The sequence below is a fragment of the Dactylosporangium sp. CS-033363 genome (assembly GCF_050942475.1).
GTDB lineage: Bacteria > Actinomycetota > Actinomycetes > Mycobacteriales > Micromonosporaceae > Dactylosporangium.
Genome location: NZ_CP192032.1, coordinates 5987054 through 6000812, shown reverse-complemented (window position 1 = coordinate 6000812; position 13759 = coordinate 5987054). Strand labels below are relative to the sequence as shown.

Below are 13759 nucleotides of genomic sequence, written 5' to 3'. Positions count from 1 at the left end.
CGTCCCCGTTTCTCGCGCTTTCCCGCCGGCACGCTATGCCTCGCTGAGCAGTTTGACGTGCGCCGCGCGCTTTACCAACAGCCGTCGCAGGTACGGCACGACCACGCTGTGCAACGGCGCCCGCACCGTCATGCGGTCGGTCATCCGCGTCCGCCCGTCCTGCAGTTCGTCGAACCGGTGCTCGTGCCGCATCGCGCGGAACGGCCCGCGCACCTGCTCGTCGACGAACCGGTGCGGCGGCTCGTACGCGGTGATGCGGCTGGTCATGCGCCACACGATCCCGAAGTGCCGCGCCCGGAACGTGACCTCGTCCCCGAGCCCGACCTGCCGCTTCCCGGTACTGGTGGTGGCGGTCTCGTCGCTGCCGGCCAGGGAGGCGGCGTGCACGTCCATGTCGAGTTCGAGCCCGAAGACCACGCTTGGAGGCGCGTCGATGTCCGTCACGACCTCGATGAGTGCGCTCATCCGTTGACAGTAGCGACGCCGACGCGCGGGCCGGAGTCGGTCCGCTCGATCCCGATGACGACGACGGGGCCGCGTCTCGGGGCACGCCAGGTCAGCCGCTCCGCCCGTTCGGTGAGCTGCTGACGGCTGGGCAGCATGATCTGCTCGGCCTCGTCGATCACCACGAACCTCGTCCGGTCCGGGTCGCCGTCGGGCAGCTCGACCCGGACACCGTCGCCGTCGCCCTCGGCCGTCAGCTGCAGCGGCGGTACCCCGGGATCGATCCGCTCCTCGCCGACGTGCCCGAGGGGGACGAGTACCAGCAGCGGCGCGGTCTCGTTGCGCACGACCACGACCTCGCTGGGCTGGTCGTAGCGCACCTTCTCGTCTACCGCGAGCCAGCGGGCATCGGACCCGGCGAGCGACGCGCCGAGACGGTCGAGAACGGGCCGGAGGCCGGCCGGGTCCACGTAGCGGGCCTTGGCCTCGTCGCTGAGCATGGCCCAGGCGCCGCCGACGTCGCCGCGGCGGACCAGGCCCTCGAACCGTACGGCCGCGTCCTGCGCGGGGCCCCGCACGTCGGGCACGACGCTGCACCCGCAGGCCGCGTCCGTCTTGCCGACCGCGAAGACCACGAAGGTCACCGCCGCCGAGAGCAGGACGGCCGCGGCGACGCTGATGAGCACCGCCCGACGCTTCCGCATGCCCGATTGGACCACGCCGGGACCCGCAGGGTTCCCTGCCGTGACCGCTGTTTCGCGGTCCGAGATCAGAGCGCGACGACGGGCGTCGTCCCGTTTGGTCCCACGGCTAGGACCTCCGTGAGACCCGCCAGCAACCCAGCACGGTCGTCGTCGGTGATCGCGAGGTGCAACGGCAGTTCACGAGGCCACCCGAAGACGCGTGCGGCTTCCTCGTCGAACACCAGGACGAGGTCCGGGCCGTCGAGCCGGGCCGCGAGCAGACCGCCGTACACGCAGGCGTGGCTGGACAGCATCGTGACCAGTTGCTCGATGCCGTCGCCGGGCTGGAAGCGGGTCGGAGGGCCGTCGACGATGCAGTAGCCCGACGCGCGATCGCCCGGCTCGTCGCCGAGCTGGAACTCGAGGTAGCGCCGGCCGTCGGGCGAGTCGATGAAGAGCGTGACCGCGAGGTAGGCCAGCCCGGCCTCCTGCCGGGTGTACCGCGTCACCTGCGATCGGTTCACGTTCCAGGAGCCGGACCGCGACTGCCCAGCGGGCGTCACAGGGCGAGCGCCTGCTCGGCCCGGGCGACGAGTTCGGCCTCGGTGATCGCCGGATCGAACTCGGCCAAGTCGTGAAACTCGCCCCACGCGACCAGCGCGACGGAGCGCGCCGAGGCGGCTTTCCGGGCGTTCCAGGGCGTCGGGATGTCGTAGCTGGCGTTGAGCGCTTCGTGCCACGCCTCACGAATGCGCTCGTCGTCCCAGTCGGGAATGTCGAAGGGCACGCCGTCGCCGGGGCCGAGCTCGCCGATCATCGCGAAATACCGGTCCTGCAGCAGTCCGCTCTCGTCGCGCAGCCGCGCCTCGATGCGCTCCGCGGCGGCGGTGCGGCCGCCCGCCGCGGACCACGCGGCCAGATCGGCGGCGAGCCGGGCGGGATCAGCGGGCGGCTGCTTGGGACCCGGCGCGCGCAATGTGTTTTGGATTTTGTGGTCGAAGCCGCAGTTCTCGTCGCCCCCGGTGATGAGGTGCGCGGCCCACGACGGACCGTCCGGTACGGCGGCGGCGATCTGGGCGCAGGCAAAGTCGGAGATCCAGGCGGCCAGCACCGGTGAACCGGTCGCGGCGGCGATCGGCCCCGGCCCGGCCCCGACCGTGGCCCACTGATGCGGCCGGACGTTGATCCTGGCCACCTGCCAGCCGTCGTCGTGGCGCACGAGGCCGAAGCAGGACGTCCCGAACGCGCCGCGCACCTCCGGCAGCAGCGGCAGCGGGGTCGCGGACCGGGCGACGACGATCGAGTGATGGGTGCTCACGACCGGGAAGGGTAGACGCATGCGCGCGCCGGCGGTCACGAGCCGCCGCACCGCATGTGGCAGGCTCGGCCACGTGAAAGCCCTCAGGCGAGGTCCTCGAAGGAGTCCTCGCCGGGGCGCCAGCACATCCAGCGCCGGTCCTCGAAGCCGTTCAGCAGGGCGATCTCCGGCCCCGTCACCTCGTCGGGCCTGGGATGCAGAGCGATCGTGCCGCTGTCGAAGTCGATCCGCAGGCCCCGGCCCGTCTGCTCCGAAGTGGCGGTGACCTGGGCCGGTATCAGCGCGCGCAACGCGTCGGCCCAGCCGATTTGTCCCGGTTCGACACGGCCGGCCGGCGTCTCCACGACCGGGAGCACGTCGCACGTCAGGATCGGCATGTCCTGGGTCGGGCCGTCGAAGTGCAGCTGGACGTAGTCCATGACGAACTGGACGGAGTAGAGCCGGAAGCCGACGAGCCGCCCCAGCAGCGCGTTGGGAACGTACGGCATGCCGGCCATTGTGTCAGCCCGGCGTCAGGTTCTCCTCGACGTCGCTCTGGAAGCGGCGGATCACGTCGGCCAGCAACTGGCCCGTGCGGGCCGAGTCCAGGGCCGTGTCCGGGGCGGAGATCGTCACGTGGAGTTCGGTGCCGCCCGCCGGGCCGTCGGCGGCCTGGACGGTGCCGTGGACGCCGTCGCGGTCGGGCAGGCGCCACTGCAGGCGCAGGTCGGCCGGGGCGAGCGTGATGGCGCAGTCGAGGACCGTGCCGGCCGTTCGGATGCGAATGGTGTCCGGGCCGGCCTGCTCGCTGCGCGTGCCGCGCGGCAGCCAGCGGTCGAGGCGCGCGGGGTCGGTGAGCGTGTTGAACACAACCTCCGGCGGCGCGTCGAAGCCGTACGCGCGATCGATGTTCATTCGCTGCCGCTTACCCGGCCGTTCGCGTGCAAAACACCGCCACAATGACGTAGATGCGACGGTTCGATGTGACGTTGTTCGTCGGGGACGCGGTTGTGATCGGGACGGCGGGCGACGGGCGGGCGTGGATCAGCGACACAGGCGGTACAACCGAGATCAACGGGGTGCGGGTCGAGGCCGGCGAGAAGAAAGCCCTCCGGGACGACGACGTGATCAAGATCGGCGATTCCGTGGTCGTGCGGGTGCAGGTCGAGCCGCGCCCGGTCTGATCATGCCGGGCGAGTTAGGCTACCCTCACCCCGGTGGTGATCTCGCACGCCGGACCCCTGCGCGCCCCCGGCATCCTGCGCCGCGCGGTGGCTCGCAACCGGCGGCACCTGGGCCTGGGCACGTTGCTGTACTGCTGCCACCAGATCTGTGAGTCGCTGGTCCCGATCCTCATCGGCGTGGGCATCGACCGCGCGGTCGCGCCGGGGGACGGGCGGGCGCTGCTGGTCTGGGTCGCGGCCCTGGCCGTGCTGTTCGGGCTGCTGTCGATGGCGTACCGCTTCGGCGGGCGGCACCTCATGCGCGCGATCACCGACGAGGCCTATTACCTGCGCGACGAACTCGCCGCGAAGATCCTGCACCCGCGCGGCCTGCGGACGCCGCTGCGGGCGGGAGAGCTGCTCACCGTGGCCTCGACCGACGCCGACAACGTGTCGTACCTGCTCGACTACGTACCGCGCATCGCCGGCGCCGTGACCGCCACGCTCATTTGCGCCGTGGCGCTCGTGTCGTTCGACTGGCGGCTCGGGGTGGCCGTGCTCGCCGGTACACCCGTGGTCCTCGGCGTTTTGCAGTTGGCCGGGCCCCGGATCGCGCGGCGGGTCGAGGCCCAGCAGGACCTCGCCGGGCGGGCCTCGTCGCTCGCGACCGACCTCGTCGCCGGGATTCGCCCGTTGCGCGGCATCGGGGCCGAGCGCGCCGCCGCCCGGCGGTACCACGCGGTCAGCCAAGCCTCGCTCGGCGCGTCGCTGCGGGCGGCCCGCACCCAGGGCGCGTACCTGGCCGCGTCCACCGCCACCAGCGGCCTGCTCGCCTGCGGCGTGGCGGTGCTCGCCGGCTGGTTCGCGCTCACCGGGCGGATCAGCGTCGGCGAGCTCATCGCGGTCATCGGGCTCGCCCAGTTCCTGATGGAGCCCCTGGCCATGCTCGCCGCGGTACCGAGCTGGATCGCCGAGGCCCGCGGGTCCGCCGAGCGCGTGGCCCTCGTCGTCAACGCGCCGCACGTGGTGCCCGAGCCCACGCTCGCGGCGGCCGGGGACACGACCCTGGAAGTCGCGGATGCGCGGCACGGCAGCCTCGACGGCCTCGATCTGGTGTTGCGGCCCGGCGAGTTCGTCGGGCTGGTGGCCTACCGTCCGGCCGACGCCGAGGCCCTCGTCCGGCTCCTCGCGGGCCGCGTGGCACCGGAGGAGTTCGGCGGGACCGTGCGGCTTGGTGGAGTACACCTGCAGCAACTGGAGTCCGCGCGGGAACTCCTGCACGTCGAACCGCACCACACGGACCTGTTCGCCGGAACCCTGGCCGCGAACCTGGCCCCCGAGGGCGCCGGCCCGCAGCAGGTGGACGCGGCGCTGCGGGCCGCGGCCGCCGACGAGGTGGTGGCCGCGCACCCGGCCGGCCTCGAGCACGCCGTCGACGAGCGCGGGGCGGGACTGTCCGGCGGCCAGCGGCAGCGGCTCGCCCTGGCCCGCGCGCTGCTCGCCCGGCCGCCGATCCTGGTGCTGCACGACCCGACCACGGCGATCGACGCGGTCACCGAACAGTCGGTCGCGCTCGGCGTGCGCGCGCTGCGCAAGGACCTCACCACGCTCGTCGTCACCAGCAGCCCGGCCCTGCTCGCCGTGGCCGACCGGGTCGTGGTCGTCGACGCCGGCCGCGTGCACACCACCGGCACCCACGCCTCGCTCGGCGCGACGGACGCCGGCTACGCGCGGGCGGTCCTGCGATGACGCTGCCGACCGCGACCCCGCGCGACACGTGGCGCTGGGTGCGCGGGCAGCTGCGGGCGCGGCCGTGGGAGGTCTCCGGAACGGTCGCCGTCGGGCTGGTCGGGGCGGGCGCCGCGATCGTGCCCGTCTCCGCGCTCGGCGTGCTCGTCGACCGCGTCCGCGCCGGGGCGGCGCCGTCGACGATCGTGGGCATCGGCGCGGTCATCGGGGTCGCCGCGCTCGTGGCCGGGCTGACGGGCGGGCTGGCGGCGTACCTCGTCGCCCGTACCGGCGGACGGCTCCTCGCCACCCTGCGCGAGGCCACCGTCGAGCGGGCGCTGCGCCTGCCGACCGCCACCCTCGAACGCGCCGGCCGCGGCGACCTCCTCGCACGGGTCGGCCCCGACGTGGCCGCCGTGCACCGCGTGGTCGCCGAGATCCTGCCGACCATGATCTCCTCCGTGCTGCTGGCCGTGCTCAGCCTGGTCACGATGGCGGGGATCGACTGGCGGCTGGGGCTCGCCGGCGCCGTTTCGCTGCCGTTGTACGTCCTGGGCCTGCGCTGGTACCTCCCGCGCTCGGCGCCGGGGTACCGCGAACAGCGCGTCGCGATCGCGGACCGCGCCCGGCTGCTCGTGGAGAGCATGCTCGGCCGCGCGACCGTGCACGCGTACCGGCTCGAGGACCGGCACCTGCGCGGCATCGACGTCGCCTCCGCGCGGGCGCGGGACGTGGAGTACTCGGTGTTCAAGCTGTTCACGCGCCTCGTCGGCCGGGTCAACCGCGCGGAGCTGTTCGGCGTGGCGGCGATCGTGGTGGCCGGTTTCTACCTGGTCCGCGCGGGCGCGGTCACGGTGGGCGAGACGGCGGCGGCCGCCGTGCTGTTCCACCGGCTGTTCAACCCGATCGGGGGCCTGCTGTTCAGCGCGGCCGACATCCAGGCCGCGGGTGCGGCGCTGGCCCGGCTGGTCGGCGTGGTGGGAGTGCCTTCCGCGGGGGAGGTTGCGGGGGCGCCCGTCGAGGGCCCCGTCGAGCTGGCGCTTTCCGGGGTGCACTACGCGTACGACGACGGGGAGGACGTGCTGCATGGCGTGTCGCTGACCGTCCCGGCCGGGGCGCGGGTGGCGCTCGTGGGGGCGACCGGGGCGGGGAAGTCGACGCTCGCCGCGATCGCCGCCGGGCTGCTGCGGCCCGCGTCGGGCACGGTCACGGTGGGCGGGATGCCACCGGGTCCGCCGCACGTCGCGATCGTCACGCAGGAGACGCACGTCTTCGCGGGCCCCCTCGTGGAGGACCTGCGGCTCGCCCGTCCCGCTGCAACTGTTTCAGAAACAGCGGCCGCCTTGGGTACCGTCGGTGCTCTGACCTGGGCCGCAGCGCTCCCGGAGGGCCTGGCGACCGTCGTGGGGGAGGGCGGGCATCCGCTCACGGCCGCGCAGGCGCAGCAGCTCGCCCTGGCCCGCGTCGTCCTCGCCGATCCGGCGGTGGCGATCCTCGACGAGGCCACGGCGGAGGCGGGCTCGCTGGGCGCGCGGGACCTGGAGGAGTCGGCGCTGGCCGCGACCGCGGGGCGCACGACGCTGATCGTGGCCCACCGGCTGACCCAGGCCGCGGCGGCCGATCTGATCGTGGTCCTCGACGGCGGCCGGGTGGCGGAGTCGGGGACGCACGCCGCGCTGGTCGCGGCGGACGGCGCGTACGCGCGGCTGTGGAGGGCCTGGGAAACGCGTTAACATCGGTGGCTGGTGATGCCTGAGCTCCCCTTTCGCGCCCGCGGCCCCGATGACGGGGCCGCGATGTCGCTTGCGGAGCTGCTGCACCGGGCTTCGTCGTTGCTCGATGCCCGGCAGTTCTCGGCCGCCGCCACGCTGATCGGCGCCGCGCTTCGAGACGCCCCCGGCTCCGTGCCCGCCCTGGCCCTGCGCGCCCGGTGCCTGCTGCTCGCCGGCGACCCGGAGCTCGGCCTGGAGGCGGCGCGTTCGGCCGCACGGTTGGCGCGCCCGTCCGACGGCTCCCTCGCGCAGGACGTGCTGGGGGAGTGCCTCCGCGCCGTGGCGGCCGCGCGCGTGGAGTCGGCCCGGTCGGCGCTGCGCCGCCACGACCGCGGCACGGCCTGGACGATCCTGCGCGGGGTGGCCGAACTCGGTCCCCAGGACCGGTTGTTCGTCCTGATCTGCGCGTACGTGAGCGGGCGCGACCCGTCAGGCGAGGTGCTCGACTGGCTGCTGCGCGAGGAGCTGGAGGAGGCCACGGCAGCGCTGGAGCGCGCGGACGCGGTCGGTGCCCGCGCGGCCCTCGACCGGGCGAACGCCATCGACTCCCGCAGCCGGCACGCCGCCCTGCTGGAGGCCGACGCGATCCACCGCGCCGTCGTCACCGGCCCGCCGCGCTCGGGCGTGGCGCTGCGCCCGGTGCTGGCGGATCTCCGCCGCGCCTCCGAGCTGCTGAAACGCCTCGACGACGCCCCCGAGTTCCGGGACCGGGCCCTCGCGTTGCGCGCCTCGATCGACCACCTGTCCCGCCGCGTCGCCGCGGACCTGCGCGTGCATCGCGCCCGCGAGCTGATCGGGCGGCACAACGCGATCGTGTCGACGTACACCGGCAGGCCCATCTCCTCGTTCGAGGCGAGCAACGCGCGGCGCTCGCTCGCCCCGCTGGCCGGGGATGTGGCCAAGCTGCGCCGGCAGTGCCCGCCGGGCTCGCCGGAGGCCCGCGCCCTGGCCGACCTGGCGGCGGCGATCAGCGCCCTGCAACGCCAGCTCCAGCACTACGTCTGATCCCGGCTGGCTCGCTCCTGGCGTACCTGCTCGAGGAAGGCGGCGTCCGACGCGAGGCCGGGGCGGCCGACCTGCCGATCCAGCTCGACCACGCACTCGAGTTCGACGATCGCCTGGTCGAGGTTGCCCGCGGCGCGGTGGACCGTCGCGAGGTTGGTGAGCGTGGTGGCTTCGCCGTCCCGGTCGCCGACCTCGCGCCGGATCGGCAGCGCCTGCAGGAAGTACACCAGCGCCTGCTCGTTGTCCCCGAGCGTGTGATGGACGACGCCCACGTTGCTGAGGGTGGCGGCCTCCCCGGCCCGGTCGCCGGCCTCACGCTGGATGGACAGCGCCTGCCCGCAGTAGGCCAGGGCCCGCTCGTAGTCGCCGCGGTCGTGGTACACACTGCCGATCTTGTTGAGGGTGGCGGCCTCGCCGAGCCGGTCGCCGACCTCCCGCAGGATGGGCAGCGCCTGCTCATAGTAGGTCAGGGCCTGCTCGTGGTCCCCCAGCCCGTCGTACACGAGTCCGATGCTGCTGAGCGAGGCGCCGGTGTTGCCGCGATCGCCGGCCGCGCGGTACAAGGCCAGGGCCTGCTGATAGTCCTCGAGCGCCGGCAGCGGCTGCCCGGTGGAGTTGAGGGCCCAGCCGCGGTCGTAGTGCGCGCCGGCATCGGGGCCCAGCGTGAGCGTGGCACTGGCCAGCACCAGTACGTCCGCGAACCGGGACCTCGGCAGCCAGAAGCGAGCCACCCGATGGCCGAGCTGCCGGGCGATGACCGCCTCGCGGCCGGCCACCGCCAACCGGTGCACCTCCACGGCCTGGGCGACGGTGGTCATGACGCGGGCCCGGCGATCCAGATGGCGTGCAGGGAGCGCGCGGCGGCGGCGCAGGCCTCGACGTACTCGTCCTCGGTGAGCAGCGGGCGGACGAGCGGCCGCAGGATGTTGGACACGTAGTAGCGGGGTTCGCGGGTCTCGGGGTCGGTGCCGGCTTCGAGCAGCCCGAGCTGCGTCGCCCGGGCGATGTGCCGGTCCGTGTCCGGATGGCCGTGCACGGCGTGCACGGTCGCGGCGGGCACCGGCAGCTCGACGACGTTGACCTTGGCGAGCATCCGCTGCAGCTCGGCGTCCTGCGATTCGAGCAGCTTGGCCGCGAAGATCGCTTCGCGGAACCGTTCGGCCCCGTGCTCGATGGCGGCGATGAGCCCGTCGACGTCGAGGCTCGCGTCGGCGACGATCAGGTCGAGCCAGTCGAGCAGCCGGGGATTCCCGGCCGCGGCCGCGATCGCCCGGTCCCGGATGCCGGGGTCGAGGAGCGAGCCGTACCGCAGGTTCGGCAGGTTGGCGATCTTCTTGGCCTGCTCGACGTCGATGAGCGTCTCCAGCGCCTCCCGGGCGACTTGCGCACCGGCGGGGGTCGGAAACAGGTACCGGCTGGTGACGATGACCCGGCTCGGGCTGTCCGTCTCACGGATGGCGGTGAGCAGGGCCGGCAGGATCTCGGCCATCGCGGGCGCGAGGACGTGCCCGCCGTCGCGCTCGTCGAGGTTGCCGTCCTCGAAGTCGTCGAACACGAACAGGCACGGCGTCTGCCCGAGCGGCCCGTCGACGTCGAGGAGGTACCGCAGCCGGCTCGCGAGCGGAACCTGGTCGTTGCCGAGCACCTGGTCCGCCTCGACCTGCTGCTCGATCGCCGGGAACCGGACCTTGGTGGTGAGCTCCCGGAACTTGATGAGGTCGACCCGCCCGAACCACACGGCGCGCTGGTGCGTGGGCATGCGCTCGAGCAGCCGGGAGGCGAGGCTGCTCTTGCCGAGCCCGCCCATCCCGTGCAGGACCAGCGCCTCGGCGCCGCCGGCCTCGTGCAGGGGCTGTTTGAGCGTACGCAGGCAGCGCTGAATGACCCGCCGCCGCCCGACGAACGCGGCACGGCCCGCGACCCGCGACAGCCGCGTCTGCGGGTCGAGGAACTCCTGCTCGGCCGGGCGTACCTGGATCCGCTTGCGCCCCGGCGTACGCAGCGGTGTGACCAGCGGGCCGAGCGGCGAGCGGTCGGCGTAGACGCGCAGCAGGTGCCAGCTGCCCAGCTGGTTGGTGTAGAGGTGCTGGCGGGCCTCGATGACGGCCCGGTCGAGCGCCGTCCCGGCGGCCAGAGCGCGGTAGAGCGCCGCGGCGAACTCGGTCGCGGAGACGTCACCGACGGGCAGCGCCCAGCCCAGTACTGCGGGTGCCCCGGCCTTGACGAGACTCTCGCTCATCGACGGAAACGCACCACGGTCGGGGGCGTTGCCGGTCAGGCAGCCGGAGACGAAGACGAGCCGCGGCCAGTGCCCGGCCATGGCCTGCGCGATCTGCCCGGCGGTGGCGGTGGCGAGCCCGCCGAACTCGCTCTCGACCACGAACGTCGGCTCGCCGCCGGCGGTGGTGGCGTGGCCGCTGAGGTGCAGTACGTCGAAATAGCCGGCGCCGTAGTCCTCCGCGAGGAACCGCAGGCCTGCGAGGGTGCCGCTCTCCTCGACGACCAGGTCGGTGCCGGTGCGGGCGGTCGCCGCGAGGATGGCCGCCTCCTCGCCCTCGTAGTTGAGGACCGGCTGGACGCCTTCGGGCGAGGTTGCCATGAACAGCACCCGCAACGGCCTGTTCCCCGGATTCTGGGCCGCCGCACCGTTACCGACGGCCCGTACCGGCAGTAGCGGCGTGGGCGTGGCGACGGCGAGGAACGAGTCCTGCTGGAACAGCAACTCCCACGGCAGATGCCGCAGCCGCTGCTCCGCCGTGATCCGCAGGGTCACACCCGGCGGGCTGCCCAGGATCGAATCCAGCCAGCGCTCGTCCCCGTCGACGAACTTTGCGAGCTGCGCGCCGAGCTCACGCAGCCGCGGCGAACTGTGCACCCGCTGGGCATGCACGTTCTGGGTGTAGTCCCGCTCCACCAGCTCGATCAGCTGCTCGACCGCCGCCCGATCCAGGCCGCGGGTCTTGGGCGCGGCCCCGTCGGCGGACAGGCGCAGCTCGCAGTAGGTGGAGGTCTGCTCGAAGATCTCCAACTCGAACGTGCCCAACGGCTGCACCCCTCACCCCTGCGGCGTGTCGGCCCGTTGGAACGCGATCTCCAGCTGCTCCAGGCTCACATTGGACAGGGAGACCGACATACCGTCGGCGAGCTGGATCTTGACGGTGCCGCCTTTGTCGCGCTTGGGGTGCCACCACTCCCAGATGGTCTTGGCCGTGCCGACGCCGGAGAACACGAGCCCGATGACGGCGATGACGACGGCCGCGGATCGCTCCACCTCGACCGGCGACACCCGCTCGCCGGGTTCGGCGTTGGCCGCGAGCACGCCGTGCAGCTCAGCCGCCCACTGGGTGGCTTGCGCGCCCGACACCTCGACTGTGGCAGTACCCATCAATGTCCCTTCTGGTCCTGAAGTTCTTTGAGATATGCCCGCATCGCCGGCAGGTCCGGGTGCTCGGTCGCCTCGGCCAGCGAGATCGCCCGAAGCTGCATGTCGATGGCATCGCGTGTCCGTGCCATCCGCGCGAGTACCGCTGCCATGTTGAAGTTTGTCGCCGCCTCGGTCCCGCGATCGCCGACGGCGCGCACGAGGTCCAAGACCTGATGCAGGGTCTTCAACGCGCCGTCCAGATCGCCCTGCCCGAACTTGATGCCGCCGATGTTGTTGAGGGTGGTGGCTTCGCCGGCGCGGTCGCCGACGTCCCGAAGGATGGCCAGGGCCTGCTCGAAGTGGGCCAGGGCCCGCTGGTGATCGCCGAGCCCGCTGAACCCGAGGCCGATGTTGTTGAGGCTGGCGGCGGTGTTGCGGCGGTCGCCGGCGTCGCGGTACAGGGACAATGCCTGCTCATAGTCGGCCAGCGCGAGGTGCGGCCGGCCAGTGGCGCTTCGGGCCCGACCGCGGTCGTAGAACGCACGGGAATCCGGGCCGAGATGCAGCGTGGCGCTCGTCAGCGCATCGACATCCGCGAACCGGGACGTGCGTAACCAGACCCGCGCCACCCGGCGACCGACCTGCCGGGCAATGTCAGCCTCCCGCCCGGCCACCGCGAGGCGATGCACCTCCACCGCCTGGGCGATGCCGGCCACAGGCTGTGCGCGAGCTTCGTCCATCAGGCCTCGCGTCCTCCCTGCCCCTGGCGGCACATGCACGCTGGCACATGGTTGCAGGCGCGAACAACCGCAAACCGGACACACGAGGTCGTACATACGAACGGCTCCGGATGCCGAACGGTCACCGCCTTCCGGGCGAGGTGCTGCGGTCCGACGCCCGGCGGCGACCCGGCGAAGGTGAGTACGCCTCGGTGCTGGGCGCGGAACTGCCGCAGAGCCACCCGGGCCACGGCTGCCGCGCCCAGGAGATCAGTGCGGACCACCTATCCGGCAGGGATCACCTCGATCTGGGCCCCGCGCCGGTGATGACGACAGCGCGGGCGCGCGTCGAACAGGATCTTGCAGGTTGGTGGAGTACCCCGGGGCAGGGCGGGTAGACGATCAAGGTCCCGAGAACGAAAGAAGCAGCGGGAGGTGCAAGCGCATGGGTCTCATCGACAAGGCCAAGGAATTCGCCGGGAAGCACGACGACAAGGTGGACCAGGGCCTCGACAAGGCCGGCGAGCAGGTCGACAAGCGCACCGGTGAGAAGTACTCCGACCAGATCGACAAGGGCGTGGACATGGCCCAGGAGCGCACCGGGCAGGGCGACACCAGCCGCTGAGTGCCACGCACGTTCCACATTGGATCTCCGCAGGGCCGGTCGCTGAGGCGGCCGGCCCTGCCGCCTGTGCGAACATCAGCACGGCACCGTCGTTTCGCGTGCGGGACGTCCGCGATGTGCGCATTGTGGAGCGGGATGTTTACCGATCATCTGCTGAGAAAAGGGGCTTACGGAGTTTGTCCGTCGTGAGGGGGCAGGCATGCATGCCGGCCGCGAGGGGTTCCGATGCCCGGTCGTCGAGGACTTCCCGCTGGCCGTCCTCAAGCCCCACGGACTGCTGAACCGGGCCACGGCGCCCGTGCTGCGCCAGGCGTTGCGCAAGGCGCTCACCGCCCGGCCCGATCTCGTGCTCGTCGACGTGTCGGGGCTGCGCGTCGACGGCGATCTCGTGCTGGCCGTGTTCGCCGCGCTCAAGCGGCGCTGCGAGCACGAGGGCACCGTGCTCGTGCTGTGCGGGGCGACGCCGTCGCTGGCCGCCTCGCTCAAGCGGGTCGCCGTGTGCCGGGGGCTGCCGACGGCGCCGTCGATCCGGGTCGCGCTCGCGGGGGCCGCCGCGCACCCGGCGCCGCGGCGGCGGCACGCGTTCCTGCTGCCGCTGTCGACGTCGGTCCAGCAGGCCCGCTCGATCGTCGAGGAGGCGTGCCTGGCCTGGGACGTGGCGGCGGTGCTGGACCCGCTGCTCATGATCACCGGGGAACTGGTGTCCAATGCCGTGCACCACGCCGGCACCGAAATCGGCCTCTCCGTGGAACTCGGGCGCTTCTACGTCATCGTGGCGGTGCGCGACGGCAGCCATGAGCTGCCCCGCATGCGGCTCCCGGACCCGGACACCGGCGGTCACGGCCTGTTCATCGTCGAGGGCTTCAGCACGTCATGGGGGAGCGCGCCCACCGCCACCGGAAAGATCGTCTGGGCCACGGTCCGGCGGCCGCCGCGAGTGCCGTGAGCGCTCAACGACG

16 protein-coding genes are annotated in these 13759 nt (G+C 72.9%); 6 read left to right on the top strand and 10 right to left on the bottom strand.

Translation table 11 applies throughout. The features are described 5' to 3' along the window. Positions 1–33: 33 nt before the first annotated feature. From ACQPZ4_RS27725 to ACQPZ4_RS27700, 6 genes are all read right to left on the bottom strand, one after another. Entirely contained in the window at positions 34–465 is a 432-nt protein-coding gene (locus ACQPZ4_RS27725) for an SRPBCC family protein (RefSeq protein WP_433041289.1), read from the bottom strand. Further along, positions 462–1148: a hypothetical protein gene (locus tag ACQPZ4_RS27720; RefSeq protein WP_433041286.1), complete on the bottom strand. Its 687-nt coding sequence runs from the start codon at positions 1146–1148 to the stop codon at positions 462–464. Before ACQPZ4_RS27720 ends, ACQPZ4_RS27725 begins: the two co-directional genes overlap by 4 nt. A gap of 65 nt (positions 1149–1213) precedes the next feature. Continuing rightward, a complete protein-coding gene (locus tag ACQPZ4_RS27715; protein ID WP_433041283.1) occupies positions 1214–1651 on the bottom strand; it encodes a hypothetical protein in 438 nt (145 codons plus the stop codon). A gap of 35 nt (positions 1652–1686) precedes the next feature. Beyond that, positions 1687–2484 carry a hypothetical protein gene (locus tag ACQPZ4_RS27710; RefSeq protein WP_433041280.1) on the bottom strand — a complete coding sequence of 266 codons (798 nt, stop codon included), beginning with the start codon at positions 2482–2484 and terminating at the stop codon, positions 1687–1689. Positions 2485–2528: 44 nt separating this feature from the next. Next, a complete protein-coding gene (locus ACQPZ4_RS27705) occupies positions 2529–2933 on the bottom strand; it encodes a hypothetical protein (protein WP_433041277.1) in 405 nt (134 codons plus the stop codon). Positions 2934–2946: 13 nt separating this feature from the next. Continuing rightward, the gene (locus tag ACQPZ4_RS27700) at positions 2947–3339 is read right to left on the bottom strand and encodes an SRPBCC family protein (RefSeq protein ID WP_433041274.1); all 393 of its coding nucleotides are present in this window, start codon (positions 3337–3339) and stop codon (positions 2947–2949) included. Positions 3340–3392: 53 nt separating this feature from the next. On the opposite strand from ACQPZ4_RS27700, the gene ACQPZ4_RS27695 reads away from it, so the two are divergent. From ACQPZ4_RS27695 to ACQPZ4_RS27680, 4 genes are all read left to right on the top strand, one after another. After that, entirely contained in the window at positions 3393–3608 is a 216-nt protein-coding gene (locus tag ACQPZ4_RS27695) for a hypothetical protein (protein ID WP_433041271.1), read from the top strand. A 33-nt stretch (positions 3609–3641) separates the two neighbouring features. After that, positions 3642–5336 (top strand): ABC transporter transmembrane domain-containing protein, encoded by a 1695-nt coding sequence (locus ACQPZ4_RS27690; protein WP_433041269.1) that lies wholly within the window; start codon positions 3642–3644, stop codon positions 5334–5336. After that, positions 5333–7048, top strand: coding sequence for an ABC transporter ATP-binding protein (locus ACQPZ4_RS27685; protein WP_433041266.1), 1716 nt, complete (start codon positions 5333–5335; stop codon positions 7046–7048). The genes ACQPZ4_RS27690 and ACQPZ4_RS27685 overlap by 4 nt, the downstream gene beginning before the upstream one ends. A 63-nt stretch (positions 7049–7111) precedes the next feature. After that, the gene (locus tag ACQPZ4_RS27680; protein ID WP_433041263.1) at positions 7112–8092 is read left to right on the top strand and encodes a hypothetical protein; all 981 of its coding nucleotides are present in this window, start codon (positions 7112–7114) and stop codon (positions 8090–8092) included. Here ACQPZ4_RS27680 and ACQPZ4_RS27675 read toward each other — a convergent pair. From ACQPZ4_RS27675 to ACQPZ4_RS27660, 4 genes are read right to left on the bottom strand one after another with little or no spacing between them, the layout of a single operon-like run. Further along, positions 8083–8910 carry a tetratricopeptide repeat protein gene (locus ACQPZ4_RS27675; RefSeq protein WP_433041260.1) on the bottom strand — a complete coding sequence of 276 codons (828 nt, stop codon included), beginning with the start codon at positions 8908–8910 and terminating at the stop codon, positions 8083–8085. The genes ACQPZ4_RS27680 and ACQPZ4_RS27675 overlap by 10 nt on opposite strands. Next, on the bottom strand, positions 8907–11144 hold the full coding sequence (locus ACQPZ4_RS27670) for a CHAT domain-containing protein (protein ID WP_433041257.1): 2238 nt from the start codon (positions 11142–11144) through the stop codon (positions 8907–8909). The genes ACQPZ4_RS27675 and ACQPZ4_RS27670 overlap by 4 nt, the downstream gene beginning before the upstream one ends. A gap of 3 nt (positions 11145–11147) precedes the next feature. Next, the gene (locus ACQPZ4_RS27665; RefSeq protein WP_433041254.1) at positions 11148–11477 is read right to left on the bottom strand and encodes a hypothetical protein; all 330 of its coding nucleotides are present in this window, start codon (positions 11475–11477) and stop codon (positions 11148–11150) included. Continuing rightward, a complete protein-coding gene (locus tag ACQPZ4_RS27660; protein ID WP_433041251.1) occupies positions 11477–12196 on the bottom strand; it encodes a tetratricopeptide repeat protein in 720 nt (239 codons plus the stop codon). Before ACQPZ4_RS27660 ends, ACQPZ4_RS27665 begins: the two co-directional genes overlap by 1 nt. 424 nt (positions 12197–12620) lie before the next feature. Between ACQPZ4_RS27660 and ACQPZ4_RS27655 the strand changes: the two genes are divergently transcribed. Both ACQPZ4_RS27655 and ACQPZ4_RS27650 read left to right on the top strand, forming a co-directional pair. After that, positions 12621–12800: an antitoxin gene (locus ACQPZ4_RS27655; protein ID WP_433041248.1), complete on the top strand. Its 180-nt coding sequence runs from the start codon at positions 12621–12623 to the stop codon at positions 12798–12800. Between the two features lie 199 nt (positions 12801–12999). Then, positions 13000–13746 (top strand): STAS domain-containing protein, encoded by a 747-nt coding sequence (locus ACQPZ4_RS27650; protein WP_433041245.1) that lies wholly within the window; start codon positions 13000–13002, stop codon positions 13744–13746. The last annotated feature ends 13 nt before the right edge of the window (positions 13747–13759 follow it).